Consider the following 14136-nt stretch of genomic DNA (forward strand, 5'->3'; position numbering starts at 1 on the left):
CCCGATTCTTTTGACAAATCCGATACCTGCGGCCTTTCAGGCCCGCAGGAAAGGTGCAACGACGGCGTGCGGCGCCGAGCACAGTTTATACGGTATAGGTGCGGGTGCTCGAATTGATTCCGCTTCATGGCCGGCTATAGTCCGGCGCATGATCGATCTCGTGCAGAACTACTGGCCGCATATCCTGGCGCTGTTGTCCTTCGCGCTTGGCATCCCGGCTGCCATTCACGCCGCCATGACCAAGGACGACGTTCGCGCCGCAGCCGGCTGGGTCGGTGTCGTTCTGCTCTCGCCGATCGTCGGGGCATTGCTTTATGCCGTCGCCGGTATCAACCGTATCCGCCGCTCCTCGATCGGCTCGCAGCGCGCGCTGTTGCGGGGCCAGGGCCCCGACCAGTTCGGCAAGTTCGATATCTCCGAAACGGACATTGCCGGACGCTTCGGGAATCGTTTTGCCGCGATGAAAATTCTCGGGGATCGTGTTTCCCGCCATCGCATGTGTTCCGGCAACGGCATCGAGGTGCTTTCCGGCGGAGACGCCGCCTATGCGGCCATGCTGACGGCCATCGCCGGTGCGCAGCGCAGCATCCTGATCGAGAGCTACATCTTCGATCGCGACGTGGTCGGCCTTCGCTTCGCCGATGCCTTGATCGCCGCGGTCGCGCGCGGCGTCGAGGTGCGCGTGCTGATCGACGCAGTCGGCGCGCGCTACTCCGTGCCCAGCATCGTCGGTCATTTGAAGGCAGCCGGCGTTCCGACGGCCGTCTTCAACGGTAATATCATCATGGGACTGAGGCTGCCCTATGCCAATTTGCGCACGCACCGGAAGATCCTCGTCGTCGACGGACGGGTTGCCTTTGCCGGTGGCATGAACATCCGCGCCGGCTTTACCAACGAGATCCCCGGCGAAATACCGGCGCTCGATACGCATTTTCGCGTGAGCGGCCCGGTGGTCGCCGACATCTTTCAGGTCGCCGCCGAGGACTGGCAATTTTCCAGCGGTGAGATGCTGGCGGGCGGCGCCTGGGCTCTCGAAGACATGCCCCCGTCGGCAGATGCACCTTCCGTGCTGATGCGCGCCGTACCCTCAGGGCCGGACGCCACCAACGAAACCAATCACAAGATACTGATGGGGGCATTCTCGGTGGCGCGGAAGAACATCCGCTTGATGTCGCCCTATTTCCTTCCGGACCGCGAACTGATCAGCGCGTTGGTCACTGCGGCCCGCCGGGGAGTCGACGTCGATATCATCGTCCCCGCGGTCAACAACCTGCTCTTGGTCGATCGTGCGATGACCGCGCAATTCGACCAGGTCTTGAAGGGCCACTGCCGCGTCTGGCGTGCCGCAGGCGCCTTCAACCATTCCAAGCTCTTGATCGTGGATGAGCGCTGGGCCTATGTCGGATCGACCAATCTCGACCCGCGCTCGCTGCGGCTCAATTTCGAGTTCGATCTCGAAGTGCTGGACGACGGTTTCGCCCATACGATCAGCGGGATGATATCGGATGTTCAGGCATCGGCCGAGCCCGTGACGCTCGAGGCATTGCGCGCCAAGCCGCTCGTCGACCGGTTGGCGAACCGTTTGCTTTGGCTCGGGTCGCCATATCTGTGACGGCGACCCCGATCGGGCCATCTGGCCGTGTCAGATGGAAAAACTCGTTCCGCATCCGCAGCTTGCGACCGCGTTCGGATTCTTGATCTGAAACGACTGGCCGAGCAGGTTGTCGACGAAGTCGATTTCCGAGCCGCCCATGTAGACGAGCGAAAGGCTGTCGATCAGAACCTTGGCGTCGTTCTTCTCCAGCACCAGGTCGTCGTCGTTTGCGCTGTCGACCAGGTCGAACTTGTAGGAGAATCCCGAGCAGCCGCCACCTTCCACGGACACCCGCATGGCATTGTTGTGACTGTCCGAACGAAGGATCGTGGCGATCCGCTTTGCAGCAGCGTCCGAAAGGGTCACGGTTTCTTGCGTCATATCTGCCTCCTGCCGGGGTCAAGAACCGGAGAGATTTGATTGTTGTTCCAGCAATGTCCCGGCCGCTTCCGGAGGTGGTTTCAACTCCCGCGGCCAAGCCGTTGCTTTCGCTTGCGGAATCGGTCGATGCTTGCGCGACGCGTTTCCGTGGCTTTCACTATAGGTATGAAGGCTTCAATGTCCCGTCAATGGGATGACGATTTGGGTGCAAAATGACATTCGACAAAAATGCGCTGGGCTTCGGGTATGGTGAACATGCGCCGTTCGCGTCGAATCCCTGGGCGACGCGCGGCAGGCTCTATCCGGAAGAATCGAGCGCGACACGCTCGGATTTCCAACGTGACCGCGACCGCATCGTGCACACGACGGCCTTTCGCCGGCTGAAGCACAAGACGCAGGTCTTCATCGCCGCCGACGGCGACCACTACCGCACGCGGCTGACGCACACGATCGAAGTGGCGCAGATCGCCCGCGCACTCGCCCGCGCGCTGAAGCTCGACGAGGATCTCGCCGAAGGGGTCGCCCTCGTTCACGATTTCGGTCACACACCATTCGGGCATACGGGCGAGGACGCCTTGCACGAGATGCTGAAGCCCTACGGCGGTTTCGATCACAATGCCCAGTCGCTGCGCATCGTCACGAAACTCGAACGGCGCTACGCCGAGTTTGACGGGCTGAACCTGACCTGGGAAAGCCTGGAGGGATTGGTCAAACACAATGGACCGCTGCTGACGCCCGACGGGCAGGGCACGCGCGGACCGGTACCGCAGCCGATCCTCGATTATTGCGCGCTGCACGATCTGGAACTGGCGAGCTATGCGAGCCTTGAGGCGCAGGTCGCGGCCATCGCCGACGACATTGCCTACAACACCCATGATATCGACGATGGCCTCAGGGCCGGCTATCTGACCTTCGAGATGCTGGAAGACGTTCCGTTCCTTGCCCGTCTGATGCGCGAGGTCCATGACCGCTATCCCGGCCTTGAAAGTAGCCGCTTCACGCACGAAATCATGCGTCGCCAGATCACGGCGATGGTCGAGGACGTGATCGGTGTCGCCCAGAAGCGCATCGCGGACATTCGCCCTGAGAGCGCGAGCGAGGTGCGTCAGGCGGGTACGGTCATGGCGACCTTCTCCGACGAGATGAGCGAGACCGACAAGCAGATAAAGCGCTTGCTGATGACCCGCATCTACCGGCACCCCGAAGTGATGCGGGTGCGGGAGGGAGCGGCGTCGATCGTCTGCGATCTCTATCATGCTTTCATGGATGACCCGCAATTGATGCGGGAGCACTATTGGATCGATCAGATTGCCGGCATGGCCGAACCGGCGCGGGCCCGTCATGTCGGCGACTATCTTGCCGGCATGACCGATACCTTCGCAATCAGCGTGCACAAGCGCTTGTTTGACCACACGCCGGATTTGCGGTAGGGACGCCCCGCCCGGAGGCTTACGGTTCAACCGAACCGAGCCTCCTTTTTGAGTTTTGCACCGGCCACATGTGGTCGGGAAAAGCGGACGGATCAGATGAATCTCTTCACGGACTTCGAATCAAGAATTAAGGACATTCTCGAAACGCTTGAAAGCGTTCGAGAAAAGCGATCCGATCTTGACTTCGGCCGTGTCAATGTCGAGCCGCCGCGCGATCCGAGCCACGGTGACGTGGCGACCAATGCCGCCATGGTGCTGGCCAAGCCGCTCGGCCTGAACCCGCGGGCGCTTGCCGAACTCATCGTTGAAAAGCTCAAGCAGAACCCGGAAGTCACCGATGTGACCGTTGCCGGCCCCGGCTTCATCAATGTCCGGCTTTCAGTATCCTATTGGCAGAAACTGTTGTCGAACGTGGTGCGGGCGGGCCTTGACTATGGCCGCAGCACCGTCGGTTCGGGCCGCAAGGTCAACGTCGAATATGTCTCGGCCAACCCGACGGGACCGATGCATGTCGGCCACTGCCGCGGCGCCGTCGTCGGCGACGCGCTTGCCAACCTGCTGGCCTTTGCCGGCTATGCGGTGACCAAGGAATACTACATCAACGATGCCGGCTCGCAGATCGACGTTCTCGCGCGTTCCGCCTTCATGCGGTATCGCCAGGCGCTTGGCGAGGACATCGGGGAGATCCCGGCGGGTCTTTATCCGGGTGACTATCTCGTTCCGGTCGGCGAAGCGCTCGCCGATGAATTCGGCACGAGCCTGCGCCTGATGCCCGAAGACAAGTGGATGCCCCTCGTCAAGGACCGGACGATCGGTGCCATGATGGCGATGATCCGCGAAGATCTCGCGGCGCTGAACGTCAATCACGACGTCTTCTTCTCCGAACGGACGCTGCACGCCAATGGAGCGGCTGCGATTCGCACCGCGATCAACGACCTGACCTTCAAGGGGCACGTCTACAAGGGCACGCTGCCGCCGCCGAAGGGGCAACTTCCGGAGGATTGGGAAGATCGCGAGCAGACGCTGTTCCGCTCGACGGAGGTTGGTGACGACATCGACCGCCCGCTGATCAAGTCCGATGGCAGCTACACCTATTTCGCCGCCGACGTCGCCTACTTCAAAGATAAGTTCGATCGCGGCTTCGACGAAATGATCTATGTGCTGGGCGCCGACCATGGCGGTTACGTCAAGCGGCTCGAAGCGCTGGCACGCGCCGTATCAGGCGGTTCGTCGAAGCTTACGGTTCTGCTGTGCCAGTTGGTCAAGCTCTTCCGTAACGGCGAACCGGTGAAGATGTCGAAGCGCTCCGGCGATTTCGTTACGCTGCGCGACGTCGTCGATGAAGTCGGCCGTGATCCGGTTCGTTTCATGATGATCTATCGGAAGAATTCCGAGCCACTCGACTTCGATTTTGCTAAGGTTACAGAACAGTCGAAGGATAACCCGGTCTTCTACGTGCAATATGCTCATGCGCGTTGCCGGTCGGTGTTCCGTCAGGCGGCGGAAGCTTTCCCGGATCTGGATATCGAATCGCTCGACTTTGCTGGTGCCGTACAGGGGCAGATCGAGGATCCGACGGAGCTTCAGCTCGTCGCCAAGCTCGCAGAATATCCGCGCGTGATCGAGGCGGCGGCACTGGCTCAGGAGCCGCATCGCATCGCGTTTTACCTGTATGATCTTGCCGCTGCCTTCCACGGACACTGGAACAAAGGTAAAGAGAATCCGGAATTACGTTTTGTTAACGATAAAAATAGAGAATTAAGTACTGCCAGACTCGGGCTGGTGCATGCTGTCGCTTCGGTATTGAAGTCCGGCCTGTCTATTACAGGCACCTCCGCACCGGAGGAAATGCGATAAGTATTGTCACCATTTTCCCACAATGCACTGGCACATAAATACAGGCAATTGTGAGTGGAGAGCATGGCAGACAAACAATTCGCACGAAGCGGGCCGGCTGAATTCGACGTATTGGCAGACGATGATCCGTTGGCCGAACTCGCCCGGATCGTCGGTTACGATGCCCGGCCGGCCGTACAGCAATTGCAAGAGTTGCAGCGACATCAGGAGGCGGTCCGTCAGGATCCCGCCTTCGATCTCGAGGACGAACTTCTTCGCGCCTTCGACAGCTATGATGCGCCCCGCGCTGTGCAGCAGCCTGCTGTGGAGCCGGTTTCGGCGCCGCAGCCGGTCGAAGAGGCCCGGATCGAGCCGGTAATCGAGCCGGTAGCCGACCTCGCGGAAGAATACGAAGCGCCGATATTCCGTCAGCCGGAGCCGGTCGCAGCGCCAGCCTCTGTCGTTGAAGAGGAGCCGGATCAGGCTTTCGAGGTGCAATCGTTCTCGGCCGCCCCTCCGGTTGCCGAAGGCGATGGCGCGGAATTCGGCACTGATGAGCCGGCATTCGATCTGGAGCGTGAGCTCGAATTGTCGCTCGGCGAAGCCGATCTGTTGCCGTTCGAAGAAGCGCCGACATCCGAGGCGAAGGAACAGGTTGCGGACGCCTGGCAGTCGCCGGCCGCAGAACCCTCTACCGCTTGGGCCGAGCCTGCCCCTGTCGCCGAGCCGTTCCCGGTCTACGGCGAGCCGAGCGTTGAGGTTGCCAACCTTGATGTTGCCAACCTTGATGTTGCCGGCCCTGACGTCGCTCCGGAGGAGCGCTTGAATGAGGTCGCATACGCGAACGAGACAATTCCGGAAGAGCCCGCGAGCCATGAAATTGCCCGCGACGAGCTTCTCGCGGATGTCGAGCGCTTCCCGGTTCCGCCGGTCGCTGCCGTCGTTGCCGCTGCCGTTCAGTCTCATCCGGCGCTTCACGCGACGGAACAGCCGGTTGTTGTGCCTGCCGTCGCCCCAGTAAATACGGTCGCGACGCCGGCGAAGAAGAGCCCCTATCCCTTTACGCCGACCTTTAGCCGGGCGACGCCTGTCGCTTCGCCGACCGGCGCGAGCCAACAGCGCGCCTTTGCAGGCCCGCTCGTATCCCCGGCCGCTCCGGTTGCCGCTGCCGCGGTCACCACGCCCGCCGCTACGCCGGTGGTCGAGGCCGCCCAGCCAGCACAGCCCGTCGCGGAACCGGAAAACGAGCCGGGCTTCGACATCGAGAACTTCGAGATGGAGCTCTCCGATGCCGCGCTGAAGCTCGATCTCGCCGACCTCGGCCCGACCGAACCGGTTGCCGCGGCCCCTGCCGCCGTGCCGCAGGCTGCTGTGCAGCCCGTCGTCGAGACCGTAGCTCCGCAGCGCGAACCGGAACGCTCCGTCGAGACTTTCGCAGCTCCGGCCCAGGCTGAGCAGCAGGACGCGCAGCCCGAAAGCACGCTGCCCTTCGATCCCTCGATGATCGCCGAAGCCGAGAATGGCGTTGTGCCGATCGCCGACATGGAGGTGCCGCAGCTGCCGGTCATCGAAACGGAAAAGCCGGTCGCCTATCCGGCGGATTACGATCTCGATATCGACGCGGAAATGGCGCAGCTGTTCGGCACGCCGGCTCCGGTCGCCAAGGATGCCCGTCCTGCAGCCGTTGAAAAGGCCGAGGCGGTTCGTCCTGCCCCAGCCGCAAATGCAAATCCGTCGTTCGGTGCCGGCGCGCTCGATGATTTCGACGAATTCGAAAAGGCGATGGAGGAGGACTTCCGCCGCTCCATGACCGAGCGGCAGTCCCCGACGCGCGATGCGGAGCGGGTTTCCGCGGCGCAAGGCCAGGACGATGCGGGCGACTATCGCGATTACGGCTCCGGCCGGCGGTCACAGCGCACGATGCTGCTTGCCGCAAGCGTTGCTGGCGTCATCATTCTCGGCGGCGCGGCAGTCTATGCCTGGATGGGCGGCAGTGATGCCGCAACTTCGGCCGAGGGCCCCAAGATCATTCTCGCCGATAAGGGGCCGGTTAAGGTCGTGCCGGAAGAAAAGGGCGGCAAGACTGTGCCGAATCAGGACAAGGCAGTTTACGATCGTGTCGCTGGAGCGCAGGCCGGTGCCCCGCAGCAGGAAGCACTGGTTTCCTCGACCGAAGAGCCGATGGATGTCGTTCAGAAGACGCTGACGCCGGAAACGCTGCCGCTCGAAGGCAGTGACGACTCGGATGGCCCGCAGGCCAACCTGCCTGCGGACGACGAGGATGGCGCTCGCCTGCTGCCGGACGGCGGCACCCAGACGGCTGCTCAGGAAGAAGACAAGGCGCCTGCCGTCGCACCGCGCAAGGTGCGCACGATGATCGTCAAGCCGGACGGCACGCTGGTTGCTCGTGAAGAGCCGGTTGCCGCGCCTGCGACCGATGTTGCCGGGGCAACGCAGCCGCTGCCGGAAACGCCCTCGAAGGAAGTCGCCTCGGCTGAGGTCAGCGCTGCCGGTCAGGCGTCCGCCAATGACGACCAGGTCGCGCTTGCTGCAACGGGCAATGCCAATATCGAAGAGGTGCCGGTTCGCAGCGTGACGACGACGGCAACGGCCGAGAAGGCGCCGACGCCGCAGACGCGTCCGGCCGAGCAGCCGGCCAAAGTGGCCGCTGCGGCCGCAGACGGTGGCAATGTTCGCCCGGCTGAAGAGCAGACCGCCGCCACACCGGAAGCGCAGCCGCCGCAGCAGGTGGCAACGGCCTCGGTTCCGACCGGTGGTTACTTCATCCAGGTCGCGTCCCTGCCGTCGGAAGCTGAGGCGCAGAAGTCGTACAATAGCCTTTCCAACAAGTTCGCGAACGTCATCGGCGGCCGCGGCGTCGACATCCGCAAGGCGGAGATCGCCGGCAAGGGGACCTACTATCGCGTCCGTATCCCGGCCGGATCCAAGGAAGAGGCAAACGCTCTGTGCTCCAAGTACAAGGGGGCTGGCGGAAGCTGCCTGGTGACCAAGTAAGGCTGGCACACCGATAGAGTTTGAGGAGGGCGCGGCTCGGGGGCCGCGCCCTTCGCATTTTCAGGGCTTCGATCGCCCTTGGCCTTGTGAATGAACGACGGGGCTTCGTCTTTGTGGCTTCGCGCCGGGCGGCGCCCGCTCTATGCTCTTTCAATGAGCGAATCAAAAGCATTTATCTCGGGCTGCAAGGGCCTTTCTCTTAACGAAGACGAACGCCAGTTCTTTGCCGGCGAGCGGCCATGGGGCTTCATCCTGTTCGGGCGCAACATCGGCGAGGAGCAGCAGATCTCCGATCTGGTGGCGTCGCTTCGCGACAGCATCGGCAATCCGAATGCGCCGGTGCTCATCGACCAGGAAGGCGGACGCGTGCAACGCATCCGGCCACCGCTCGTCCAGCAATATCCGAACGGTGCGGCGATCGGTGAGATCTACCGCCGCGACGCGGAAATGGGTCTGCGCGCGGCTTGGCTCATGGGGCGCCTGCATGCCTTCGACCTGATGCGCTTCGGAATCACCGTCGACTGTCTGCCGGTGCTGGATGTGCCGGTGCCAGGAAGCCACGATGTTATCGGCAATCGCGCCTATGGTCATGACCCTGAGACCGTGACGGCGATCGGCCGCGCGATGGGCGAGGGATTGAAGGCCGGCGGCATGCTGCCTGTCATGAAGCACATGCCCGGTCACGGCCGCACCTTCGTCGACTCGCACCACAACCTGCCCGTGGTCAGTGCGACTTTCGAAGAACTCGCCGTCAGCGACTTCCTGCCCTTTGTCGCGATGAAGGACGAAGTGATGGCGATGTCGGCGCACATGGTGTTCACGACGATCGATCCGGATAACCCGGCGACAACCTCGGCGAAGGTCGTGCGCGAGATCATTCGCGGGCACATCGGCTTCGACGGTCTTTTGATGTCGGACGACGTCTCGATGAACGCGCTTGCCGGCGACATGACCACCCGCGCGCGCAACATCATTGCCGCGGGGCTTGATCTCGTCTTGCATTGTCATGGCATAATGGAAGAAATGAAGGCCGTCGCCGACGTCGTGCCGGTTCTCGCCGGCGAGAGCCTGCGTCGGGCAAGGATCGCCGAGGCGGCCTTCCGGGCGCCTGACGATGCGAACGAAAGCGATCTGCGGGCCGAGTTCAACGGTCTGTTCGCAACAGGGTAAGGCAGGCGCGGCCAGCGGGAAAGGATCGGACTGTCAGTGAGCAATGCGGGCGAAAGACAAGGCAAGCCTGCGTCGAAGGCGCCGATGGAGCCCCTGTGGCAGGAGGAGACTGCCGAGCGCGGGCTGCATGAAGAAGCGCTGGTGGTTGATCTCGCCGGCTTCGAAGGCCCACTCGATCTCTTGCTTCATCTCGCCCGCAGCCAGCGGGTCGATCTTTCGCGCATCTCCGTACTGGCACTCGCCGAGCAATATATCGCCTTCATCGAGCGGGCGCGCAGCATCCGCATCGAACTCGCCGCCGACTATCTCGTCATGGCGGCATGGCTTGCCTATCTGAAGTCGCGGCTGCTGATCCCGCAGCAGGTGAAGGACGATGGTCCGACTGGCGAGGAAATGGCCTCGGCCCTGGCTTTCCGGCTGAAACGGCTGGAGGCGATGCGCGAGGCGGCAACACGGCTCGTCAACAGAAACCGGCTTGGCCGGGACGTCTTCGTTCGCGGTGCGCCGGAACATATCGTCACTGAGAAGAAGTCCGGTTTCGACGCCTCGCTCTATGATCTCCTGAGCGCCTATGCGAGCCTGCGGCAGCGCCAGGCGATCACGCAGGTGACGATCGAGAAGCGCCACGTCTGGTCTCTCGCCGACGCACGCCTGATCCTGGCACGCATGATCGGCGAGCTCGATGACTGGACAGCGCTCGATCATTTTCTTATCCGCTACATGACGACGCCGAAGGAGCGGGCAACGGCGATCGCCAGCTCCTTTGCCGCCTCGCTCGAAATGGTCCGCGAGGGCCGGCTGGAGATCCGTCAGGAAGAGGCCTTTGCGCCGATCTATCTTCGGCGCGGACCGAATCCGATCGATGCGGAGACGCTTGCCGAAATGGAGGCAGCCCGTGGCTGAAGCCCAAAAATACATGCCGGACGCTCCCGACGAGGACGACGATATCGATACGACGCCGTCCTTGGATCCTCGGCTGGAACAAGAGGCCGAGCGGATCGCGGAGGCCCTGGTCTTTGCCTCGGCGCAGCCGGTGTCGGAGGCCTATATCGAAAGCAGGCTGCCGCGGGGTGCCGATGTCAGGCAGATCATGGGGCGGCTGAAGGCGCTCTATGCGACGCGCGGCGTCAACCTTGTCCAGGTCGCGGACCATTGGGCATTCCGCACGGCCGCCGATCTCTCCTTCGTGGTGCAGACCGACGAGCAGGAGGTCCGCAAGCTCTCGCGCGCTGCGCTCGAAGTTCTCGCCATCATTGCCTACCATCAGCCGGTGACCCGCGCCGAGATCGAGGATATCCGCGGCGTCCAGACATCGAAGGGCACGCTCGACGTCCTGATGGAGGCAGGCTGGGTCCGCTTCAGGGGACGCCGGCGTACGCCGGGCCGGCCGGTGACCTTCGGTACTACCCGTGACTTTCTCGATCACTTCGGCCTCGAGGAACTGCGCGACCTGCCGGGTATCGAGGAGCTGAAGGGGGCAGGGCTGCTCTCTGGCCGCGTGCCGTCCAATCTCAATATTCCCGTTCCCGTGGGCGAAGACGAGCTTGCCGAGAATGAAGACCCCATCACCCAGCTTGACCTTGAAGAACTGGGGCTCTTGACACCGAAGGGCGAAGAAGCCGATTAAAAACCTGAATGGGGATATCGGCTTTCCCCGGCGCCCGGCATTTTTGCCGGGCACGACTGGTGTCAAGGAATGCAAGCATGGTTTTAGATCCGCAGGACGCTCCCGTCATGACGACACGACGGGCGGGTGTATCCTTCGCGGCGAGCCTGACCTTCGAAGACATTCATCACAGCTATCACGCCAAGGAAACGATCAAGGGCGTCAGCCTGGCGGCCAAGGCCGGCGAAGTCCTTTGCCTGCTCGGCCCGTCCGGGTCCGGCAAGACGACCCTGCTGCGTATCGCCGCAGGGATCGAGAAGCAGAGCGCGGGACGGCTTCTGCTCAATGGCCAGGAGATTTCCGGCCCCTCGGTCTTCCTGCCGCCCGAAAAACGCGGTGTCGGCCTGATGTTCCAGGATTTCGCGCTCTTCCCGCATATGTCCATTCGCGACAACGTTCGCTTTGGCCTGACGGCGCTTCCGAAGAAGGAGGCCCTGAACCAGGCGGATGCGGCGCTCGAGCGTGTGGGGCTCTCCCATTACGCCAACCAGTACCCGCATGTGCTTTCCGGCGGCGAGCAGCAGCGGGTGGCACTGGCGCGCGCGCTCGCGCCACGCCCCGCCGTGCTTCTGATGGACGAACCGTTTTCCGGTCTCGACTCGCGCCTGAAGGATTCGATCCGCGCCGATACGCTCGCCATCCTCAGAGAGACCCGGGCAACCGCGATCGTCGTCACCCACGACGCGGAAGAAGCGATGCGCATGGCCGACCGAATTGCGCTTCTGCAGGACGGGCGACTGGTGCAGGTCGGCACGGCAGATGAGCTTTATCGCCATCCGAGAAATCTTTTCGCAGCCGGGTTCTTCTCGGAAATCAACGTGTTCAACGCACAGGTTCGCAATGGCCGCGTCGACACGCCGGTCGGCACCGTTGCGGCCGGGCGCCACCACGAAGGGGAGCGCGTTTCGGTCGCCGTCAGGCTTTCCGGCGTGCGTGTCGGCGAGAATGAGGGCGAGATTCCCGCGCGTATCCTCTCTCGTCGGTTCATCGGTGTTGTGGAACTGCTGGAGCTGGCGGTGCCGCGTTGTGAGGATGTGGTGCGTGCGCGCATCCGCGCGGACCAATTGCCGCAAGGATTGCGCGATGTAATGCTTTCAGTTAACGAGCGGGATATATTACTGTTTGAAAAAGATGGTTCTGCATCTTAGGTTCTGTCGCAAAGAAGGGCGTGTTTAGCGCGCGCCTGAAAATTGACATGTGAAAGAGCCTATATCGGGGAAGGCTCAGAGGAGTAAGAGCATGGGTTCCTTTAGCATTTGGCACTGGCTGATCGTTTTGGTCGTAGTGCTGCTCTTGTTCGGTCGTGGCAAGATTCCCGAACTGATGGGCGATGTTGCGAAGGGCATTAAGAACTTCAAGAAGGGTATGAGCGACGAGGAAGCGGGCGCGACCGACAAGACGCTCGACAGCAAGACCGTTGACCACAAGTCCGACGAAGTTCGCTAACGGTCTGGCGTCGGTGGAGCCGGTCCGGTATCGGTATCGGACCAGTTCCCATCACGGGTTTGCAGGACATTTCGAATGCTTGATATCGGCTGGACCGAGCTTGTCGTCATCGCCATCGTTTTGATCGTCGTTGTCGGGCCGAAAGATCTTCCGCCTATGCTGCGGGCGTTTGGCCGCATGACGGCGAAGATGCGCGGCATGGCCTCGGAGTTCCGTCAGCAATTCGACGAAGCGCTGCGCGAAGCGGACCTCGACGAGGTTCGCAAGACGATCAGCGATGCGCAGAGCCTCAACCCGGCCAATGCGCTCAGGGACGCGATGAATCCGCTTCGCCAGATCGGCAACGAGATCAAATCGGACCTGCAGAAGGCTGCGACACCCGACAAGCCTGTCACAACGGCTACGACCGAGCCCGCCATTGCGGAGCCGGTAGCGGCCGCTCCCGCGGCTGTGGCGGAAGCAAAGCCCGCGGATGCGGTTGCCGCAGCCGCCCTGGGCTCAGCCACCCGCCAGCTGGAGCGCGCCGATCCAGCCGTCCCGGCCGAGAAGCCCAAGCGGGCGCCAAGGGCGAAGGCCGATCCGGCGCCGGCAGCAAAGAAAGCCGCAACGCCCAAGGCGGCGGCACTCAAGACTTCGGCAAAGGCGCCCCCAAAGGCGGTGGCCGAGAAGACGTCGTCGAAGCCCGCTTCAACCGAGCCGGCTACCAAGACGTCCAAGCCGCGCGCCAGCACGCGCAAGAAAGGTGAAGCATGAGCGGCGATATCGAGGACCGGCCGCAGCCGCTGATCGAGCATCTGATCGAATTGCGCAGGCGCCTGATGTGGGCGGTCGGCGCCTTCTTCGTGGCGTTCCTCGTCTGCTTCTACTTCGCCAAGGGTCTCTTCAATCTCCTGGTGCTGCCGTTCAAATGGGCAGTAGGCTGGGCCGGCCTGAACCATCGCAATGTCGAGCTGATCTACACGGCCCCGCAGGAATTCTTCTTTACGCAGATTAAGGTGGCGATGTTCGGCGCACTGGTCATCGCCTTTCCGGTGATCGCTGCGCAGATTTACAAGTTTGTGGCTCCGGGCCTTTACAAGAACGAGCGTGCCGCGTTTCTGCCGTTCCTGATCGCTTCGCCGATCCTCTTTCTGCTTGGCGGCGCCCTGGTCTATTTCTTCTTCACGCCGATGGTGATGTGGTTCTTCCTGGCGATGGAGCAGGGCGGCGGCGAAGGGCAGGTGGCCATCCAGCTTCTGCCGAAGGTCTCGGAATATCTGAGCCTGATCATGTCGCTGGTCTTTGCCTTCGGCCTGGTCTTTCAGCTCCCGGTGATCACGACGCTTCTCGCACGCGTCGGCTTCGTCACGTCGCAGGGCCTGGCCGAGAAGCGCAAGTACGCAATCGTGATTGCCTTCGTGGTTGCGGCCGTGCTCACGCCGCCTGACCCGGTTTCCCAGATCGGCCTTGCGCTGCCAGCCATCCTTCTCTACGAAATTTCGATCTATACGGCGCGACTCGTCGAAAGACAGCGGGCAGCGGACGCGCTCAAGAGCGAAGTTGCCGAGTCGCAGGAAGGATCTTCCGGAGAGGTCGGCCCCGCCAAGGGCTGAGCATTC

General features: G+C 62.4%; 12 protein-coding genes. 11 read left to right on the forward strand and 1 reads right to left on the reverse strand.

Features of this window, described 5'->3' with window-relative positions:
- The first annotated feature begins 148 nt into the window (after nt 1–148).
- Entirely contained in the window at nt 149–1612 is a 1464-nt protein-coding gene (locus QM996_RS06425; protein WP_500269734.1) for a phospholipase D-like domain-containing protein, read from the forward strand.
- A 30-nt stretch (nt 1613–1642) separates the two neighbouring features.
- On the opposite strand, the gene erpA is transcribed toward QM996_RS06425, so the two are convergent.
- On the reverse strand, nt 1643–1975 hold the full coding sequence (gene erpA, locus QM996_RS06430) for an iron-sulfur cluster insertion protein ErpA (RefSeq protein WP_057255803.1): 333 nt from the start codon (nt 1973–1975) through the stop codon (nt 1643–1645).
- Between the two features lie 212 nt (nt 1976–2187).
- Here erpA and QM996_RS06435 point away from each other — a divergent pair, with 212 nt between their 5' ends.
- From QM996_RS06435 to tatC, 10 genes are all read left to right on the forward strand, one after another.
- The gene (locus QM996_RS06435) at nt 2188–3405 is read left to right on the forward strand and encodes a deoxyguanosinetriphosphate triphosphohydrolase family protein (RefSeq protein ID WP_500269735.1); all 1218 of its coding nucleotides are present in this window, start codon (nt 2188–2190) and stop codon (nt 3403–3405) included.
- Between the two features lie 96 nt (nt 3406–3501).
- The gene (gene argS, locus QM996_RS06440; RefSeq protein WP_500269736.1) at nt 3502–5262 is read left to right on the forward strand and encodes an arginine--tRNA ligase; all 1761 of its coding nucleotides are present in this window, start codon (nt 3502–3504) and stop codon (nt 5260–5262) included.
- A gap of 63 nt (nt 5263–5325) precedes the next feature.
- The gene (locus QM996_RS06445; RefSeq protein ID WP_500269737.1) at nt 5326–8256 is read left to right on the forward strand and encodes an SPOR domain-containing protein; all 2931 of its coding nucleotides are present in this window, start codon (nt 5326–5328) and stop codon (nt 8254–8256) included.
- Between the two features lie 153 nt (nt 8257–8409).
- Entirely contained in the window at nt 8410–9426 is a 1017-nt protein-coding gene (gene nagZ / locus QM996_RS06450) for a glycoside hydrolase family 3 protein (protein WP_500269738.1), read from the forward strand.
- A gap of 36 nt (nt 9427–9462) precedes the next feature.
- The gene (locus QM996_RS06455; RefSeq protein ID WP_500269739.1) at nt 9463–10329 is read left to right on the forward strand and encodes a segregation and condensation protein A; all 867 of its coding nucleotides are present in this window, start codon (nt 9463–9465) and stop codon (nt 10327–10329) included.
- The gene (gene scpB / locus QM996_RS06460) at nt 10322–11053 is read left to right on the forward strand and encodes an SMC-Scp complex subunit ScpB (protein ID WP_500269740.1); all 732 of its coding nucleotides are present in this window, start codon (nt 10322–10324) and stop codon (nt 11051–11053) included. Before QM996_RS06455 ends, scpB begins: the two co-directional genes overlap by 8 nt.
- A gap of 77 nt (nt 11054–11130) precedes the next feature.
- Nucleotides 11131–12240, forward strand: a complete 1110-nt coding sequence (locus QM996_RS06465; protein ID WP_500269741.1) for an ABC transporter ATP-binding protein — start codon at nt 11131–11133, stop codon at nt 12238–12240.
- Nucleotides 12241–12331: 91 nt separating this feature from the next.
- Nucleotides 12332–12538 (forward strand): twin-arginine translocase TatA/TatE family subunit, encoded by a 207-nt coding sequence (locus QM996_RS06470; RefSeq protein ID WP_113537623.1) that lies wholly within the window; start codon nt 12332–12334, stop codon nt 12536–12538.
- A 75-nt stretch (nt 12539–12613) separates the two neighbouring features.
- Nucleotides 12614–13291, forward strand: a complete 678-nt coding sequence (gene tatB, locus QM996_RS06475; RefSeq protein WP_500269742.1) for a Sec-independent protein translocase subunit TatB — start codon at nt 12614–12616, stop codon at nt 13289–13291.
- Complete coding sequence (gene tatC / locus QM996_RS06480; RefSeq protein WP_500269743.1) at nt 13288–14130, forward strand: twin-arginine translocase subunit TatC; 843 nt, start codon at nt 13288–13290, stop codon at nt 14128–14130. Before tatB ends, tatC begins: the two co-directional genes overlap by 4 nt.
- The last annotated feature ends 6 nt before the right edge of the window (nt 14131–14136 follow it).

Origin of the sequence: Sinorhizobium chiapasense, from assembly GCF_045277575.1 — a bacterium.
Taxonomy (GTDB): domain Bacteria; phylum Pseudomonadota; class Alphaproteobacteria; order Rhizobiales; family Rhizobiaceae; genus Ensifer; species Ensifer chiapasense_A.

Bases quoted from the DNA above. Each gene is read 5' to 3' on its own strand.
- QM996_RS06425 (WP_500269734.1), top strand. From the start codon at position 149: ATGATCGATCTCGTGCAGAACTACTGGCCGCATATCCTGGCGCTGTTG.
- erpA (WP_057255803.1), bottom strand. From the start codon at position 1,975: ATGACGCAAGAAACCGTGACCCTTTCGGACGCTGCTGCAAAGCGGATC.
- QM996_RS06435 (WP_500269735.1), top strand. From the start codon at position 2,188: ATGACATTCGACAAAAATGCGCTGGGCTTCGGGTATGGTGAACATGCG.
- argS (WP_500269736.1), top strand. From the start codon at position 3,502: ATGAATCTCTTCACGGACTTCGAATCAAGAATTAAGGACATTCTCGAA.
- QM996_RS06445 (WP_500269737.1), top strand. From the start codon at position 5,326: ATGGCAGACAAACAATTCGCACGAAGCGGGCCGGCTGAATTCGACGTA.
- nagZ (WP_500269738.1), top strand. From the start codon at position 8,410: ATGAGCGAATCAAAAGCATTTATCTCGGGCTGCAAGGGCCTTTCTCTT.
- QM996_RS06465 (WP_500269741.1), top strand. From the start codon at position 11,131: ATGGTTTTAGATCCGCAGGACGCTCCCGTCATGACGACACGACGGGCG.
- QM996_RS06470 (WP_113537623.1), top strand. From the start codon at position 12,332: ATGGGTTCCTTTAGCATTTGGCACTGGCTGATCGTTTTGGTCGTAGTG.
- tatB (WP_500269742.1), top strand. From the start codon at position 12,614: ATGCTTGATATCGGCTGGACCGAGCTTGTCGTCATCGCCATCGTTTTG.
- tatC (WP_500269743.1), top strand. From the start codon at position 13,288: ATGAGCGGCGATATCGAGGACCGGCCGCAGCCGCTGATCGAGCATCTG.